The following is a 16484-nucleotide window of genomic DNA, read 5'->3' as shown; positions in this document are numbered from 1 at the left end:
TCCCGGTCAGCCCGTCCGTCGTCGTCGGGCAGCGTCGGCGTCAGCGGTCGGGCTTGGCTGTACGGATGGCTTACCGTCGCTGCGTGAAGCGCGAGGAGTTGATATCGCTGCTTGCCGGCGACGGTCCAGTCAACGAAGCGTGCCGTAGGGCTCTTGAGCGGGGCGCCTCCTTCCACATCTGGGACGGATTGGTCCCGGCGAGCAACCTTGCGCCCGTGTATCGGGCGCGGGAGGCGATCACCAGGGATCGGGGCATCCCGACGCTTGGTTTCGCGGCGGCGGTCGAGACTCTCCACGCGCTCGCCGAACAGCCGGTACGGCTTGGGGGCGTCAGGCAGCCCGAACCTCCGTACTCTTTCCAGCTCTTCCTATCAGCCGATGCGGGCTCAATCCTCGCGTGCATTGGCGTGGATCAACAACATCAGGGGTGAAGCAGCGGATCTCCTCGTCGGGCAGTCGTAAGACCCCCCCGGACGGCAGAGCACCCTGTGACCGCAACGGCGGCCGCGCCTAGGGTGATGCCCATGATCGTGTGGGTGTCCTCGTTTCCACGCTCGGGAAACACGTTCCTCCGCATCCTGCTGCACCGCCTATGCGGCGTACGGACGTCCGTCGTATACGACGTCGACGGCGTCGCCACACGCTTGGGCGAGTCCCTGGTCGGCTTCGAGGAGCGGCCTGCGGCAATCCGCGCGATGCGGGCTGCCGAGCAGATGCACTTTGTCAAGACGCACAGGCAGCGCGATGACGACGTCGACGAGTCGGACCGAGCCATATACCTCGTCCGCGACGGCAGGGACTCGCTGGTCTCATGGGCTCGGCTCAACAGCGAAGGCGAAGGCCGCCAGTTCAAGACCGAACTGAGAGCGATGATCAACCGAGAAGACACGATCGGGACCGGGAGTTGGGGGCAGAACGTCCTTAGCTGGCTGCTGCCACCAGCACCCCATCGCGTCATGCTCAGGTACGAAGACCTGGTACGCGAGCCGAGAGCAGCCGTCGAGCGGGTCATGGCGGAACTACTGCTGCCCGGGATCACGCCTCGCGTCGACGTGGGAATTCCGTCGTTCGAGGAGCTACACGCCATCGATCCGGGTTTCTTTCGGCGAGGACGGGCCGGTACCCATCTCGACGAACTGTCCGACGATCTTCATCAGCTCTTCTGGTCGCGGCCCGACAACCGCGCCGCGATGACGCTCCTGGGCTACCGCTAGGGCACCTGCGGGATATGCGCGGCCGCCCTTGGACGTTCAGGGCGCTGACTCGACCGACTGTGACGTTGCGCGAGCCGCCGTCAGCGGCAGATCAGTGCAGGAGATCGAGGTCGACCTGGAAGGTTGACCTCCACACCCAGCCGGTCCACGAGCCGCGGGCCACGCTATTCCGCGATGCGCGCCGACGCGACGATGACGAGCAGGAGAGGCACGATCACCAGCGCCGGCGACCATGCGGGCAGGTGCCCGGCCATCAGCGCACCGACAACGGCACCGGTGATCAGGGCCAACAGGACGTGGGCCTTGGGCCGCAGGCTGTGCCAGGGGCTTCGGGCAGCCACCCCCGCGATCAGACTCGTGAGCGTGCCGGTCAGGTACGTGGAGGAGAGACCCGGTACGCCGAACCGCTGAATGGCACTGCTCTGGACGCCCAGCGCCGCTGCCGACAGCATCAGGAGCCCGAGATCGACCTGCTCCGAACGACTGGGCAGGTTGACCACCCAGACGACGAGAAAGACCACGAACACCAGGAGTTCCAGGACGAGCGTGTGGGTGACCCGGCGTGGCCAGACAGGGTCGTCCGGCTGCGCCGAGCCGGCGAGGCGGGCGCCGGCGAGGACGCCAGTGATGAAACTGACGATGGCGCAGCCGGAGGTTAGGGCAAGGTCGGCGTCGCCGCTGCCCGCCGAGAGCCCGAGCAGGACCATGTTGCCCGTCATGACGCTCGAGAAGGCTCCGCCGAGGGCCAGGAAGCCGATGGCGTCGGCGCTACCGGTCAGGAAGGTGAGCACGACAACGAGGGCCTGCCGCCGCCGCGCGAGGTTCCGGTTGCCCTTCACTCCGGTGCGAAAGCGCATGACGGTTGGCACTGTTTTCAGCACGGTCGGCTATCCTCCCCAGATTGTTCTTCGTATACGCTTTGCCTGGACGATTCACGGAGAGGAGGTCAGGTTGGCTGCTGACCTGCGAGGCAAGCTCGGCGCTCAACACCTGCCGCTACGCGACCAGGTCCTCGCCGCATTGCGGACCGCCATCATCAACGGCGACTACCTTCCCGGCGAGCGGCTGACCGAGGATCGGCTGGCCGAGGACTTCGCCGTCTCTCGCAACCCGGTCCGGGAGGCACTGCGTGTCGCGGAGGCGGAGGGTTTCGTCGTGATCCTGCCCCGCCGCGGGGCGGTGGTCGCCTCCCCGAGCAGTGCGACCATCGCGGACATGTTCGCCGTCCGCCAACGCCTGGAGTCGCTGGCCGCCCGGCTGGCGGCCGAGCGGGCGACAGCGGCGGACGTGGCTGCCCTGCGGGGCCTGCTGGAGCAGGGCCGCGAAGCGACGCAGCAGCAGGACCTCGGCCGGGTCGCCGAGCTGAACAGCGCCCTGCACCTGCGGATCCTCGAGATCAGCGGCAACCCGTGGCTGTTGTCGATCACCAAGGCGCTCTACCTCCATGTGCAGTGGGTCTTCCGGCTGGGCGCCGCGGAACGGGCACCACACTCGTGGGCCGAGCACATCCAACTGGTCGACGCCATCGAGTCGGGTGACGGTGACCGGGCCGAGCAGGCCGCACTGACCCATCTCGATGCCGCTTCCGCTGCCGCGTACGAGAACGCCGAGGCCGGATACGGAGCCCGCTGAGGCGTCAGCGGCCACAGGCGTAGCCCTGCATGCCACGCGGGTTCGCTCCGGCCGCCAGCACGCCGGTGTCCGGATCGCGGGTCACGGCGCAGAGGCGGCCCAGGCTCCACGCGCCGGACAGCCGCACCTCGTGCCCGTACGCGCGCAGCTCCGCCACGACATCCTCGTCCAGCCGGTCCTCCACCACGAGGACGCCGGGCTCGATGTCGCGCGGGTAGAACGAGGCCGGCAGGCTGATGGTGTGCCACATCGGCGCGTCGATGGCTTCCTGCAGGGACCGACCTCCGGCGAGATGGCGCAACAGGAACAGCAGCTGCCACTGGTCCTGCTGGTCACCACCGGGAGTGCCGAACGCCAGGACGGGTTTCCCGTCGCGGTGCACCATCGTCGGGCTCAGTGTGGTGCGCGGCCGGCGTCCCGGTGCCAGCGACGACGCGAGACCTTCCTCCAGCCAGAACATCTGAAGCCGGCTGCCGAGGGGGAAGCCGAGGTCCGGAATGGTGGGAGAGCTCTGCAGCCAGCCGCCGCTCGGCGTGGCGGAGATCATGTTGCCCCAGCGGTCAACCACGTCGACGTGACAGGTGTCGCCCCGGGTCACGCCGTCCGACTGCACCGTCGGCTCCCCCGTTGTGGGGTCCGCCAGGTCGACCCGGCGTCCGGCACTGCGTCGCACGTGAGCCGGGAGGCGTGGCTCGGCGCCCTCGGGGCGGCCCGGTCGCAGCTCCGCTGACGCACGGTCCCAGATGAGGCCGGCCCGCTCCCGCGCGTACTCGCGGGACAGGAGCGCCTTCGCGGGCACGGGACCGTCGCCGTACCAGGCCTCACGGTCGGCGAACCCGAGTTTGAGGGCCTCGGCCTGGGCATGGATTCCGGCCGCGGTCGACGAGTCGTACACCTGAGAGTCGTCGAGCGCGTCGAGGACCGCCAGGGTCTGCAACAGCACCGGGCCCTGGCCCCAGAAACCGGTCTTGGCCACCGAATAGCCGCGCCAGTCGAGGGTGGTCGGTTCCTCCCAGGTGGCCCGGTAGGCGGCCATGTCCGCGCCGGTGACGAGACCGGCGTGCGCGCGTCCGCTGGAGTCCTGGAAGGGTTCCCGGCTGAAGCGGTCGACCGCCTCGGCGACGAAGCCTTCACCCCAGGCGCGACGTGCGGCCTCGATCTGCGCCTCCCGGTCCGAGCCCGCTGCCCGGCCGGCGTCGACCAGTCGCTGCAGGGTCTGCGCGTACGCCCGGTTGGTGAACAGCTCCCCCGCCGCCGGCGGTCTGCCGTCGCGGAGCCAGAGCTGGGCGGAGGTGGGCCAGTGTTCCTCGAACAGCGACTGCACGGCGGCCACGGTGTCGCCGACCCGACCGACCAGCGGGTGGCCCGCGCCGGCGTAGCCGATCGCCGGCTCCAGCACCTCCTCGAGGGAAAGCGTGCCGTGGTCGCGCAGCAGCAGGAGCCAGGCGTCCACGGCGCCGGGGACGGCCGCGGCGAGCGGGCCGGACCCGGGGATGAGGTCCATCCCGAGGGAGCGGAAGTGCGCGATGGTGGCGCCGGCCGGCGCCGGCCCCTGCCCACACAGCACCCTGGGGGTCGGGTCCTGCGCGGTGGCCACGATGGCGGGCACCTCACCGCCGGGCCCGTTCAGGTGTGGTTCGACGACGTGCAGGACGAACCCGGCGGTGACCGCGGCGTCGAAGGCGTTCCCACCGCGCTCGAGGATCCCCATGGCGGACTGGCTCGCGAGCCAGTGCGTCGAGGACACCATCCCGAAGGTTCCCTGCAGGGTCGGCCTGGTGGTAAAGGTCATGACAACACCTCACTCGGGTCGGCGGCCCGGACGTCGGGACGGGTGCCGTCGGGCTGGACCAGGTGGCAGGCCGCCATGCCGCCGCCGAACTCCACCTGTGCGGGTACCTCCGTGGCGCACAGGTCGAACGCGAGCGGGCACCGGGTGCGGAAGCGGCAGCCGGACGGCGGGTCCAGCGCGGACGGCAGGTCGTCGCCGAGCAGCACCGGTTGACGCTGCCGTTGGCGGACCGGGTCGGCCACCGGCGCGGCCGCCAGCAGCGCCTGAGTGTAGGGGTGGGCCGGGCGCGTGAAGATCCGCTCGCGCGGGCCCTTCTCCACGAGTTGACCGAGGTACATGACGGCGATGTCGTCGGCCAGGTACTCGACCGCGGACAGGTCGTGGGTGATGAAGAGGCAGGCGAACCCGATGTCCCGTTGCAGGTCGGCGAGGAGGTTGAGCACCGACGCCTGCACCGACACGTCGAGTGCGCTCGTGGGCTCGTCGGCGATGAGCAGCTTGGGCTCGGAGATCAGAGCCCGGGCGATGCTGACCCGCTGACGTTGGCCTCCGGAGAGCTCGTGCGGATACCGGCGCGCGACTTCCGTCCGCAGGCCCACCCTGCCGAGCCCCTCGGCGACGCGGGCCTCCCGGTCGCGGCGGGTGATCCGCTCACCGGACAGCCGCAACGGCTCGGCCACGATCTCGCCGACCAGCATGCGCGGGTCCAGCGAGCCGGCGGGGTCCTGAAAGACGATCGACACGTCACTGCGGTGCCGGCGTAGCTGTCGCCGGGTCAGCTGGGTGACATCGGTCCCGGCGATTCGGACCACGCCCGCGGTGGGCTTCTCGAGCCGCACCACGCACCGGCCCACGGTCGACTTTCCCGAGCCGCTCTCCCCCACCAGCGCCGTGACCCGGCCCTTGGGAATCGTGAGGGACACCCCGTCCACGGCCCGTACCGGCCCGAAGTGCATCACCAGGTCCTCGAGTTCGAGGGCGTTTGGTTGCGGCGTCATGCGGTTGTCTCCTGGGGCTGCGTCCGCGGCGCCGGGCAGGGATGCCAACAGGCCGCGAGGTGGTCCGTCACCGGGACCGCGGACCCGGTCCTGACCACCTGCAGGGGCGGGGCGGAGTCGAGGCACTGTTCATCGGCGGCCGGGCAACGGTCGGCGAAGGTGCAGGCGTCGGGCTGGGCGGACAGGACCGGCACGAGACCGGGAATCTCCTGCAGCCGCTCGGTACCGGCATGCTTGCCCGGCGTCGGTGAAGCCGCCAGGAGCCCGGCCGTGTACCGGTGGTACGGATGCGCGAACAGGTCGGTGACCGGCGCCCGCTCCACCACCCGCCCGGCGTACATGACGACGACGCGGTCCGCGATGTCGGCGATCACGCCGAGATCGTGCGTAATGATGAGGATGGTCGTGCCGAGCCGGTCCCGCAGATCCCGGAGCACCTGCAGGATGCCGGCCTGCACCGTGACGTCCAGGGCGGTGGTGGGTTCGTCGGCCACCAGCACCTTCGGGCCGCAGGCCACCGCCATCGCGATCATCACGCGCTGGCGCATACCTCCGGAGAGCTGGTGCGGGTAGTTGTCGATGCGCTTCCCGGCGGACGGGATTCCGACGAGCGTGAGCAGCTCGACGGCGCGGGCCTGGGCGGCCCGCCGGGACATCCGCTCGTGTACCTGCAGGACCTCCCCGATCTGCCGCCCCACGGTGAGCACCGGGTTCAGCGAGGTCATCGGCTCCTGGAAGATGTAGGCGATCTCCTTGCCACGCACCCGGCGCAGCACCGACTCCCGGGCGCCGACCAGCTCGGCGCCCTCCAGCCGGACGGAGCCGGAGACCCGGGCGCTGTCGGGCAGCAGGCCGGCGATGCTCATCGCCGTGACACTCTTACCGCAGCCCGACTCGCCCACCATCCCGACGATCTCTCCGGACGCGAGATCCAGGTTCACCCGGTCCACCGCCGAAACGGTCCCGCCCTCCGTGGTGAACGAGACCGAGAGATCGCGTACTTCCAGGACGGGCGTCCCCACCGCGGCGGAGGATGCGGCCGCCCGTTCGACCGTGGTCATCGCCGGTCTCCCTTCGGGTCGAGGGCGTCCCGAAGGGCGTCGCCGAAGACGTTGAACGCGAGCGCCAGGCCCATGATCACAACACCGGGCAGGACGGCTGCCCAGGGGGCGCGGGCGGCGAACTGCTGGGCGGTGGCCAGCATGGTGCCCAGGCTGGGGGATGGGGGCTGGATGCCGAGGCCCAGGAACGAGAGCACCGCCTCGCCCAGGATCGCGGCCGGGATCGCGACGGTGGCCTGCACCAGGATCACCGACGTCGCGTTCGGCAGGATGTGCCGGGCCAGCACCCACAGGTCGCTCGCCCCGTCCACCACGGCCGCGGCGACGAAGTCCAGGGACTTGAGCCGCAGGGCGTCCGAGCGGACCACCCGGATGACGCCTGGGATCTGGGCGATTCCGATGGCCACGGCCGCGTTGGTGAGGCTCGCGCCCCGGATGGCCGCCAGCCCCACTGCCATGATCAGGAACGGGAACGCGAGTAGCAGGTCGGTGAAGCGCGAGATCACCGCGTCCCAGGACCGGAAGTAGCCCGCGGCCAGTCCGAGCGGCACCCCGATGATCAACGAGGTGGCCACCGCCAGGAGTGCCACCTGCAGGGAGGCCCGCGCCCCCAGCATGATGCGGGACAGGACGTCCCGGCCCAGGTCGTCGGTCCCCAGGAGGTGACCGGGGGTGCCCGGCGGCGAGAACGTGTGGGCGAAATCGGTCTGCTGGACCTCGTGCGGAGCGATCCAGGGCGAGAGCAGGGCGACGACGGCCGCGAGCGCGAGCACGACGAAGCTCACGATGGCGAGCGGGTTCCGGCGCAGTCGCCGGAGGACCCGGGTGCGCCGGCTGGTGCCGGCGGGGCCGGCCTCCGCCATCGGCACGGTGAGGACCGTCATGCCGGCTCCCCCGTCACCCGGATACGTGGGTCGATGACCGAGTAGAGCAGGTCCACCAGGAAATTGATCACGATGTACGCCGTCGCGGTGAGCAGGACGACCGCCTGGATCACCGGATAGTCCCGTTGGAACACCGCGTCGATGGTCATCTTGCCGAAGCCCGGCAGCCCGAAGATCTGCTCGGTGACGACCGCTCCGGAGATCAGGCCGCCGAGCTGCAGGCCCACGATCGTCACCACCACGATGAGGCTGTTCCGGAGGGCATGCCGGGTGATCACGGCCCGTGGCCGGAGACCCTTCGCCTTCGCCGTACGGACGTGGTCCGAGGAGAGCGCCTCCAGCATCGCCGAACGCGTCTGCCGCATGATGATGGCGGCGAGGCCGGTGCCGAGAATGACGGCCGGCAGGATGATGTGGTGCAGGTTGCCCGCCGGGTCCTGCAGCAGTGGCACGAATCCGGAGGCCGGGAAGAGCCCCGCTGCCACGGAGAGGTAGAGGATCGCCAGCAGTCCGAGCCAGAAGTGCGGCACCGACAGTCCCACCAGGGCCAGTCCGTTGGCCAGCCACTCGGCGGGACGCCCGCGGCGGACAGCCGCGAGCACCCCGGCCCCGACACCCAGCGCGGTGGCGAGGAGGATCGCCAGGAGGGACAGCTCGACCGTGACGGGCAGGGCGGTCGTGAGCATCGACGAGACCGGTATCCCGGTTCGGATCGAGACCCCGAAGTCGCCCTGCACGACGCGCTCCACGTACTGCGCGAACTGGATGGGAAGCGGCTGGTCGAGTCCGTAGTGGTGCCGGATGGCCTCCAGTGCCTCCGGGGACCGGTCCTCGCCGGCGAGGGCGAGGGCCGGGTCCCCGGGCAGTGCCCGCACCCCGAGGAACACCACGACCGTCGACAACAGCAGCGTCAACGCTGAGTGCCAAGCGCGTGTGAGTAGATACCGAGCCACGGGGCGACCTACTTGGTGAATCCGGCGAAGGCCGCGCGGATCACGCCGTCGGGGAAGACCTGCAGGCCCTGGATCTTCTTGGAGACGGCGGTCAGGTTCCGCTGCCGGTAGAGGTAGATGAGTGCGTCGTCCTGCTGGAGGATCGTCACCGCCTGCCCGTACAGCTTCTTGCGCTCGTCGAGGTCGTTGGACTGCCGAGCCTGGGTCAGCGCGGCGTCGAGCTGCGGGTTGCTGTAGCCGGAGACGTTCTGGCTGCCGCCGGTGCCGACGAAGTTGGTGATGTTGGCGTCCGGGTCGATCCGCCCGCTCCAGCCCAGCTGCAGCAGCTCGAAGTTGCCGCGGTCCTGCTCGTCGAGGAGAGAGGAGTACTCCACCGGGTTGATCTTGAGGTCGAATCCGCCGTCCTTGACCATGGCCTGCAGCGCCTGCGCGAGGCGCAGCGAGTCGGGCGTGTTCGAGATGAGCATCGCCACCGGGTAGGGCGTCTTAACGCCGGCTTCGGACAGCAACTGCTTGGCCTTGGCGGGATCGTGCTGGGGGCACGCCTGCGCTTCCTCGGACGAGAACGGGCTCGCGGGCGAGATCGGCGAGCAGGCGGGGGCGAAGAGTCCGTTGAAGACGGCCTGGACCAGTGCCTTCCGGTCGAGGGCGTACTCGAAGGCTTGCCGGACCTTGGCGTTCTGCGCGATCGGGCGGTTGATCGGCTTCGGTGTGGTGCCGACGCCGTCGACATTGCCGATGTTGAAGGTCAGACCCTGGTACCCGAGTGACTGGGACTGCAGGACGCTGAGCGAGGAGTCTCCGCGCAACGCGCCGTAGTCCTGCGTGGAGATGCTGTCGGCGACCTGAGCGTCGCCGGAACGCAGGTTGGCGGCCCGAATGCTCGCGTCGCTGAGGATGTGCCACGAGATGGCGTCGAGGTTGACCTTGGTGGCGTCGTAGAAGTTCGGGTCTCGCTCCACGTCGATGGAGTTCTGCGGCACCCGCTTGGCGAACTTGAAGGGCCCGACGCAGACGGGCGCGCTGGCGAAGTTGTCGCCCAGGCTCTGCAGCGCCTTCGGGCTCATGATCATGCCGGCCCGGTCCGCCAATGCCCCGACCAGGGGTGCGAACGGCTGCTTCAGATGGATCACGACCGTGTTGGCATCGGGCGTGTCGACGGTGTCGATCGGACCGAGCTCGCTCTTTCGCGCGGACCGGGCGTTGGTCAGGTGCCGTTGCAGGGTGGCCTTGACCGCTGCGGAGTCGAACTGCGTTCCGTCCGCGAAGCGCGCGCCCTGGCGCAGCGGAATGGTGACCGTCTTGCCGTCACTGCTGGTGGTGGGGAGTTCGGTGGCCAGCTGCGGCACGACCTGCGCCTGCTCGTTCACGTCGTAGAGCTTCTGGCAGATCGCCTGGAAGACGTAGCGCGAGTAGAGGCTGCGCGACAGCGTCGGGTCCAGCGCGTCGGGCTCCGCGGAGAGGGCGATGACGAGCTTGCCGCCCTTCTTCACCGCAGAAGGGTCTGCCGGCGTACCGAAGTTGTCCTGTCCTGCCGCCTGGTCCTCGCCGGACTTGGCGCCGCCCTCGTCGTTCGACACCGGCGAGCACGCTACGACGGTGCAGGCGACGGCGACCGCCGCCACAGCTGCCCGGAACGGACGGAGCCGTTGCCGGCTCGGTTCACTGAGGTTCGTCATTGGGGGCTCCTCGAGTGGGCGATTCGGGGAGCGTATGTTGTATACGAAGGGCTCCGCAAGACCTCAGTGAGCGGCCATCTCCGTCGCACGTTGCGAGCCGATTGGCCGGCCGATCAGGAGCGGAGCCGGCGGCCGGCGCACCGCGAGTGCAGGGCCCACAACGCGAGACGCGAGACGCGAGTCAGCGGCGCAGGGGGTCGTGGTCGGTGCCCAGCCGGTCGACGGCTTGAAGCCGCCGCGGCAGCACAGCGACGCCGGCGGCTTCGCTGTGCAGTGGGGCGGAAGCGGAGCTTATTGCCGGTGTCCCGCGATCAGCGGGACCAGTGCCGGCACTTGCTGGCACGGCTTTTTAGGCCGCCATGGTCGATCGTTGCTTGACGGCGTTTGACGTGTCTTGTGCCCCTGTGTCCCACAAGACCCCGGCCCGCTCCGGCCACAGCCCGAGGCAGAGGCGGCCCGGCTACCGGCGCTCGCCGGCGTCCGTCTCCTTCCATAGCGCCTCAAGGTCAATCGGCTGGTCGCTGTCCTGCGCGGGTATTGGGGCGGACTCAACAGGAGGGCCAGCAAACCACCGCCGTGACGATCGTGGAACCAGCAGCAACGCGACGATGAGCAGGGCTGTCATCATGTTGGCTGTCCGCAACCACCCGATCTCCGAGTGGTGGACAAGGCCGAGTGCCAGGTTGCCAGCCATCGCCAGGACGACGACGCCCTGGGCCAACGGGTTACCCCGCCACAGGGCCATACAGCAGAGCGGCGGCAACGGCTGCGGCGATCAAGCTAGCCATGACACTGCCGGCGTTGGTCCAAGGACCATAAGCGATGACGGTGACGTAGCCCGCGATCAGGAACGCCAGCACCGCCAACACCGGGCGCGGCGGGCGGCGCGTTGTCTGCGGGATCACCGGCGCATCGTACGGTCGCAACCTGACCTCCGCTGTACCCACCCGCAGCCCTGACGGCCATCGCAGCCGGCCGCCGACCAGCCCTCCCGGCCTGCGGATACGGGCTCGTGCCCGCGCTCGCCGGGCTGCTTGTGCTGGTTGCGGCCGCCGGGCTCGCGGGGTTCACAACTGCTATGAGCGTCGGCTCAGCGACACGGCGGTCGCGCGTCAGCCGGTGGAAATCCGGCTGCGGGTCCGTCGATTCTTCTACGACACCGCATGCTCTCCGGTTCGCACGTTCGCTGAGCAGGTCGCGGGGCTCTATGAGCCCGGGGCTTGGTTTCGTTGATCAGATTGCCGCGACCACCGGGTGAGCCTGGCGGATCTGCTCGTCGGGACGTCGTAGACCGGCCAGCCTCCCGGACGGGAACAAGGTGGAGCGCCCTACCGGACGAACGACCTGATCCCCGTCCGCGGAGGGTGGTAGCCCTCTTGGTGCTCGGCGAGGTAATCCGCGAAGTGTGGAAGGTCGAAGATCACGGCCGATAAGGAGCCTGGTGGGGCGGGTCAGCCGCAGGACGTGAGGACCGTTTGTGCCCGCCGGTGACCGCCCGAGGCACGGGCTACCGCCACTTCGGCTACCGCTCACAGGAACCGCTGTCGAGGTGGAAGTACCTCATGTTGGCCCAGCGGCAGAGCCGGATGCCGACGACTATGCCGGCGATCGTGACCAAGGCAGGCAGGTACCCGCTGGCGACTTGCACGATAGGGATCGCCGGGCAGCCACCCGAGATCGCCCAGCCCCCGCCGAACAAGATTGCGCCGGGGATTACGCCGGCGTGGATGCGACCCGGGGTGCGGCGGACGCGCAATACGGCGAATACCAGGACGATGATCGCTACGGCGCCGGCGAAGGCCAGGAACATGCGCAGATCCTGGAAGGTGAACATATGGTTCAGTTCGCCGTAGTCACCGAACCCGATGTTCGCGACGGTATAGCCGAGAGCCAGCCCAGCGATGATGTTGGCGACGACTATTCCGCCCCGGGTACGCATCAGATCACCTTCCACAGCAGGAACGACACCAGGACGCCGGTGGCGAAGAAGACGGCAGTCGCGACGATGCTGACGGGCTGCAGCCGGCCACAGCCATTGAGCCCGTGACCGCTGCTGCACCCTCCGGCGAGACGGGTACCGAAGCCGACGAGTACGCCGCCGACGAACAACGCGCCAATCATTTCGATCGGTTTGTCGGTCACGATCTGGCCGAAGGCGTCGCCCATGTCGAGCCGGAGTTGGAAGCGGCCGGCGGTAACCGCCGCTACCCACCCGCCGACGAAGATTGACAGGAGCAGGGCGACCTGGCTGACCAAGGGGGCCGGGAGCAGGCTCGCCAGTGAGGGGCTCGGCGACGCGGGTGGTCGCACGTCCTGTCGTGGTGCTCGCGCGTCGCCGTGCGGGGCGGGATGCGCAGCAGGTGCCGCCGACCCGGCTCCGAACTGGTCGGCGGCGGCCACGGCGAGAGCCTCGGCGAGAACACGATCGTCGGCGAACTGCTCGTTCACCCGTTCGACCCGGCGTTCGGCGCGCCAGTGCAGCACGCGGTCCCAGGCACCGGACACCCCGAAGGACCGATCGGTTGTGACGGCGTAGGTGATGGTGGTGAGGGCGAGCCCGGAAGCCCCCGCCCACCAGGGCCAGTATCCAGTCATGCGGGACCTGCAATCCAATCTACGAGTCGGGTCCTCCACGGGACCTGCCGAGGCGCCGGTGGGGTTCTGGAGGGTGCGGACCCGGCGCGGACGAGCCTGGGTTGAACCCGTGCGCGGGTGCCGGTACCGGGTTGAGCGCCCTGGCCGGCACCGGCGCCGTTCGGCAAGAGCCTGATCGGAACGAGCTCGCCTGTCCTGTACAGCTGGTACCGAGCGCACGTTCGCCCGCACTGGGCACTGTCGCAGTGGTGGTTACACCAGGCGTTCAAGCTTGCGTTGAGCAGCGGGAAGTGGGGGCAGGCCTGAGCGGGTGAGCAGCCCATGTCACTCCGATCTGGCCAGCGTCACCCGGCGAACGGGTGAGATGGCATGAGTTGGAGGGCAGGTCTCGGTCAGGAAGCATACCTATCGCATGGACAACTGGCGATGAGGTAGCGATTATGTCGCGTTCCAGTTCCTGATCCGCGATCGGGGACATCGACGTTCCGGCGATGCTTCGACCGGGGGTTCGCCGGCGACGGCGTCGACTGGTGAAATCCCTCCCCGAGGCCTCGGGGAAACTGCAACACAGAACGATCATCCGTGAGATTCAGCACGGGCGCACCCACAGACTCCTGATCGACAACGAGCGTCGCGCCCCGCGCCGTGCTCGACGGATACACAACGGCGTCGTCAACGAGTACGAGCGGTCGGCATTGTCGGATCGCCGGAACCCGAGTTCACACACCCTGCACGGGGTTCGGCACCGTATGGCCTCACCACGTGAACATGTCTTCAGCACCCGCATACCGCGGACGAGGACCGCGGGATCCGGCACGCTTACCGGGTAACGGGTGAGGCCTCGGCCTGTCACTTGAGCAGTGGTACCCATGCGGCGGCGACGGTTCCGTCGCGTCGCGCCTCGGTGAGCCGTTGAGCCGGAAGCGGCTCGGGGTGCTCTGCCTGTTGCGGGGGACCAACTCCGTAGATGACGGCGACGGCACCGAGCGCCCGTGCGGCGGTCGTCCACCTGGACCGTATGTCGGCGATGCCGTAGGCGAATACATGGCCGGTCGGGTCATGCAACGCGAGACCTGTGGCGCCCAGAGCCACGCCCCAGGTGGTGACCCTCGCCGGATGTGTCGCCGAGGGCCAGCGCGGCAGGCCCAACAGGACCGCCGCCTCCACCTGCGCCTCGCACCGCGAGCCAGCGAGGGTTTCGGTCCACGCGGCGCTGGTTGGCTCGAACCAGGCGACGGCGACCACCACCGGTCCGTCGGCGTGAGAAGGTTCCCCTGGCTGCGGCACGCGAGCAGGAGCAGACCACGGCTGTTCCTGGCTCGTCACCCAGACGTGCAGCCGTTCACCGCCGCGTCGTTTCGCATCATCGGCGACGGCAAGCACCCATGAATCGCTGACCTTGTCTCGCCCGCCTGAGTGATCCGGATGGTCTACCGGTGGAATCGGCTCTGTAGCACCTGCGCTTTCCGCAGCCGGCAACCTGTCCGACACCTCTCGCGCTGTTGCTGACGTCCACGGGCGCCGTGCATTCACTGGTTGAGTGGACCTGGGTACTGCCGCAGGTACGGGCCTGAACGCGTCGACTCCATTCGGCAGGAGCGTGATCGGTACGAGCTGGCCCGTCCTGTACAGCTGGTACCGAGCACATGTCCCCCAGCCCTGGGCACTGTCGCAGTAGTGGTTACGCCAGGCGTTCAAGCTTGCGTTGAGCAGCGGGAAGAGGGGGCAGGTCTGAGCGTGTGAGCAGCCCAAGTCACTCCGATCTGGCCAGCCCCACCCGGTGGATGGGTGAGATGGCATGGGTTGGAGGCCAGGCCTGGAAGCATACCTATCGTATGGACGACCAGCGATGAGGAGGCGGTTATGTCGAAGGCCGCCTTCATCAACGGCCTGACCACGCCCTACGGCCTGGTCGCGGTCGGACGGCCGATACCGGGTCCGCGTCGGCCGTCTGGTTCGCCCGCCTGGCGCGGTGGCCGATCCCGCGCCCCGGTCGCCGGTACGCACCGAGCGTTCGCGCCGCGCGGCAAGCCAACCCAACGCCGGCGCGCCCTATGCCCCCGGCCACCGGAAGTGATCTTCGGGTACATCAGCAACGCCCCGGCTGCTGTGAGCCCTACAGCCGAGGCGCGGAGGACCGCCGCGAGTAACCCTTTGCTACAGGGGCGCGAGACCCCTCGCCATCCGAGGCGCCACCTTATCGAACGTATGCACGATCGCGAGATGCGGGACGTGGCACGGCGGTGTCTGGGGGCGGCGGGCCCGGCGCGACGTGCGGCTGGTTTGCCACCTAGCGGCACTCGAGGCCGGCGCCGACCCGGGACGCCTGTCAGGGCTGGTACTGGCTGCGAGTGCGCGGCAGCCGTTGGGGGTGCTGGTCGCGCAGGTAGCTGATCAGTCCCTCTCGCAGGTCGCACCGTAGGTCCCAGGCGCTGGCGCCGTCCGCGGCCGAGGCCTGCACCTGGGTGACCACGGTCTGCGGGGTGGCGTCGACCATCTGGAGCACCCACCGGTCTCGATCCCACAGGGGTGAGGCCTCGATCAGTCGGCGTGCCTCCCGGCGCATCTCGTTCAGGTCGGCGGTGTGGTCGACATGGATCTGGATCTTGCCGATCACCCGCGACTGGTCCCGGGTCCAGTTCTGGAACGGCCGCTCGGTGAAGTACGTGGTCGGCAGGATGAGTATCCGCTCGTCCCAGAGCCGGATCACCACGTTGGTCAGCTTCACCTCCTCGACCCGGCCCCACTCGCCGTCCACCACCAGCACGTCGCCGACGTGCAGCCCGTCGGCGAAGGCGACCTGGATGCCGGCGAACGCGTTGCCGAGCGCGGTGCGCGCGGACAGGCCGAGCACCGCGCCGATCACCCCGGCCGAGGTCAGAATGGTGACGCCGAAGAGGCGTACCGGCCGGAAGGTGGTCAGGATCAGGCCTACTGCGAGGATCGTGACAACGGCCACCGTGAGCCGCCGCACCGGACGGATCTGGGTCGGGGCCCGCCGGACCGACCCTCCGGCTCGTGACCATATCGCCCGGCAGCCGGCTGAACGCGACAGCTTCGGCGACGTGCAATGCCCTGACCACCAGCCACGCACCGACGGCGATCAGGAGCAGCAGGATGGCGTGCCGCAGATGATGCTCCCACCTGCCGGTCCGGGCGGCAGCGCGTAGTACAGCGCCCCGACCAGCAGGACCGTGGCTGCCGGGCGGCGGCAGGCGTGTCGCAGACGCAGAGGTTCCAACAACCACTTGTAGCGGCAACGGGCAACCCGGCGTACCAGCACGCCGGAGACCAGGTCCACGACTACGGCGGCCGCCAGCGCCGCCAGCACGATCAACGCGGTACGCATCAGAAGCCCTTCACCGTGATCCCGATGCCGCCTTCCCGGGCTCGCGACCGCACACCCGCGTTCAGGGTGCCATCAGATCCGGTGGCAAGCGGCGGAATCGAAGATGCCAGACGAGACGGTTGCGGGCGGGTGCCGCCTCCCGAGGCTTCCCGGCCACCCAGCGCTGGCTGGCCGAGAATGCGACGCGGAGCTGGCGGCGTACTTCGCGGGCGAGCCCGCGCCCGCCCAGGCACCGCAGGACGAGCGTTGGCTATTCGCTGACTCGCACTACTGGGGCCGGGCGCTGTCCGGCCGGTGCAGGATGCGGGCAAGGTGAACGGGATCCAG

The 16484-nt window shown here is 69.2% G+C and carries 16 protein-coding genes; 3 read left to right on the top strand and 13 right to left on the bottom strand.

Annotated features, from left to right (window positions below):
• Positions 1 to 83: 83 nt before the first annotated feature.
• Positions 84 to 431, top strand: a complete 348-nt coding sequence (locus ACQP12_RS15895; protein WP_433288763.1) for a hypothetical protein — start codon at positions 84 to 86, stop codon at positions 429 to 431.
• A 93-nt stretch (positions 432 to 524) separates the two neighbouring features.
• Positions 525 to 1214 carry a sulfotransferase domain-containing protein gene (locus tag ACQP12_RS15890; RefSeq protein WP_433288761.1) on the top strand — a complete coding sequence of 230 codons (690 nt, stop codon included), beginning with the start codon at positions 525 to 527 and terminating at the stop codon, positions 1212 to 1214.
• A 164-nt stretch (positions 1215 to 1378) separates the two neighbouring features.
• On the opposite strand, the gene ACQP12_RS15885 is transcribed toward ACQP12_RS15890, so the two are convergent.
• On the bottom strand, positions 1379 to 2095 hold the full coding sequence (locus ACQP12_RS15885; RefSeq protein WP_433288759.1) for a YoaK family protein: 717 nt from the start codon (positions 2093 to 2095) through the stop codon (positions 1379 to 1381).
• A gap of 70 nt (positions 2096 to 2165) precedes the next feature.
• Here ACQP12_RS15885 and ACQP12_RS15880 point away from each other — a divergent pair, with 70 nt between their 5' ends.
• Positions 2166 to 2846 (top strand): GntR family transcriptional regulator, encoded by a 681-nt coding sequence (locus ACQP12_RS15880; protein WP_433288757.1) that lies wholly within the window; start codon positions 2166 to 2168, stop codon positions 2844 to 2846.
• Positions 2847 to 2850: 4 nt separating this feature from the next.
• Here ACQP12_RS15880 and ACQP12_RS15875 read toward each other — a convergent pair whose 3' ends face one another.
• From ACQP12_RS15875 to ACQP12_RS15820, 12 genes are all read right to left on the bottom strand, one after another.
• Positions 2851 to 4638 (bottom strand): gamma-glutamyltransferase family protein, encoded by a 1788-nt coding sequence (locus tag ACQP12_RS15875; protein ID WP_433288755.1) that lies wholly within the window; start codon positions 4636 to 4638, stop codon positions 2851 to 2853.
• A complete protein-coding gene (locus tag ACQP12_RS15870; RefSeq protein WP_433288752.1) occupies positions 4635 to 5636 on the bottom strand; it encodes an ABC transporter ATP-binding protein in 1002 nt (333 codons plus the stop codon). Before ACQP12_RS15870 ends, ACQP12_RS15875 begins: the two co-directional genes overlap by 4 nt.
• On the bottom strand, positions 5633 to 6697 hold the full coding sequence (locus ACQP12_RS15865) for an ABC transporter ATP-binding protein (protein ID WP_357945455.1): 1065 nt from the start codon (positions 6695 to 6697) through the stop codon (positions 5633 to 5635). Before ACQP12_RS15865 ends, ACQP12_RS15870 begins: the two co-directional genes overlap by 4 nt.
• Positions 6694 to 7581 (bottom strand): ABC transporter permease, encoded by an 888-nt coding sequence (locus tag ACQP12_RS15860; RefSeq protein ID WP_433288749.1) that lies wholly within the window; start codon positions 7579 to 7581, stop codon positions 6694 to 6696. Before ACQP12_RS15860 ends, ACQP12_RS15865 begins: the two co-directional genes overlap by 4 nt.
• Complete coding sequence (locus ACQP12_RS15855) at positions 7578 to 8495, bottom strand: ABC transporter permease (protein ID WP_433288747.1); 918 nt, start codon at positions 8493 to 8495, stop codon at positions 7578 to 7580. Before ACQP12_RS15855 ends, ACQP12_RS15860 begins: the two co-directional genes overlap by 4 nt.
• 47 nt (positions 8496 to 8542) lie before the next feature.
• Entirely contained in the window at positions 8543 to 10159 is a 1617-nt protein-coding gene (locus tag ACQP12_RS15850) for an ABC transporter substrate-binding protein (protein ID WP_433288745.1), read from the bottom strand.
• Between the two features lie 779 nt (positions 10160 to 10938).
• Complete coding sequence (locus ACQP12_RS15845; protein WP_433288743.1) at positions 10939 to 11118, bottom strand: hypothetical protein; 180 nt, start codon at positions 11116 to 11118, stop codon at positions 10939 to 10941.
• Positions 11119 to 11735: 617 nt separating this feature from the next.
• Complete coding sequence (locus tag ACQP12_RS15840) at positions 11736 to 12152, bottom strand: YeeE/YedE thiosulfate transporter family protein (protein WP_357945466.1); 417 nt, start codon at positions 12150 to 12152, stop codon at positions 11736 to 11738.
• Complete coding sequence (locus ACQP12_RS15835; RefSeq protein ID WP_433288741.1) at positions 12152 to 12808, bottom strand: YeeE/YedE family protein; 657 nt, start codon at positions 12806 to 12808, stop codon at positions 12152 to 12154. Before ACQP12_RS15835 ends, ACQP12_RS15840 begins: the two co-directional genes overlap by 1 nt.
• A gap of 849 nt (positions 12809 to 13657) precedes the next feature.
• Positions 13658 to 14191 carry a hypothetical protein gene (locus ACQP12_RS15830; protein ID WP_433288739.1) on the bottom strand — a complete coding sequence of 178 codons (534 nt, stop codon included), beginning with the start codon at positions 14189 to 14191 and terminating at the stop codon, positions 13658 to 13660.
• Between the two features lie 946 nt (positions 14192 to 15137).
• On the bottom strand, positions 15138 to 15767 hold the full coding sequence (locus ACQP12_RS15825) for a mechanosensitive ion channel family protein (protein WP_433288737.1): 630 nt from the start codon (positions 15765 to 15767) through the stop codon (positions 15138 to 15140).
• A 144-nt stretch (positions 15768 to 15911) separates the two neighbouring features.
• Complete coding sequence (locus ACQP12_RS15820) at positions 15912 to 16157, bottom strand: hypothetical protein (protein WP_433288735.1); 246 nt, start codon at positions 16155 to 16157, stop codon at positions 15912 to 15914.
• Positions 16158 to 16484 lie beyond the last annotated feature (327 nt).

The organism is Micromonospora sp. CA-244673 (assembly GCF_050948395.1).
Classification (GTDB): domain Bacteria; phylum Actinomycetota; class Actinomycetes; order Mycobacteriales; family Micromonosporaceae; genus Micromonospora.
This window is presented reverse-complemented; position numbering and strand designations above follow the sequence as displayed.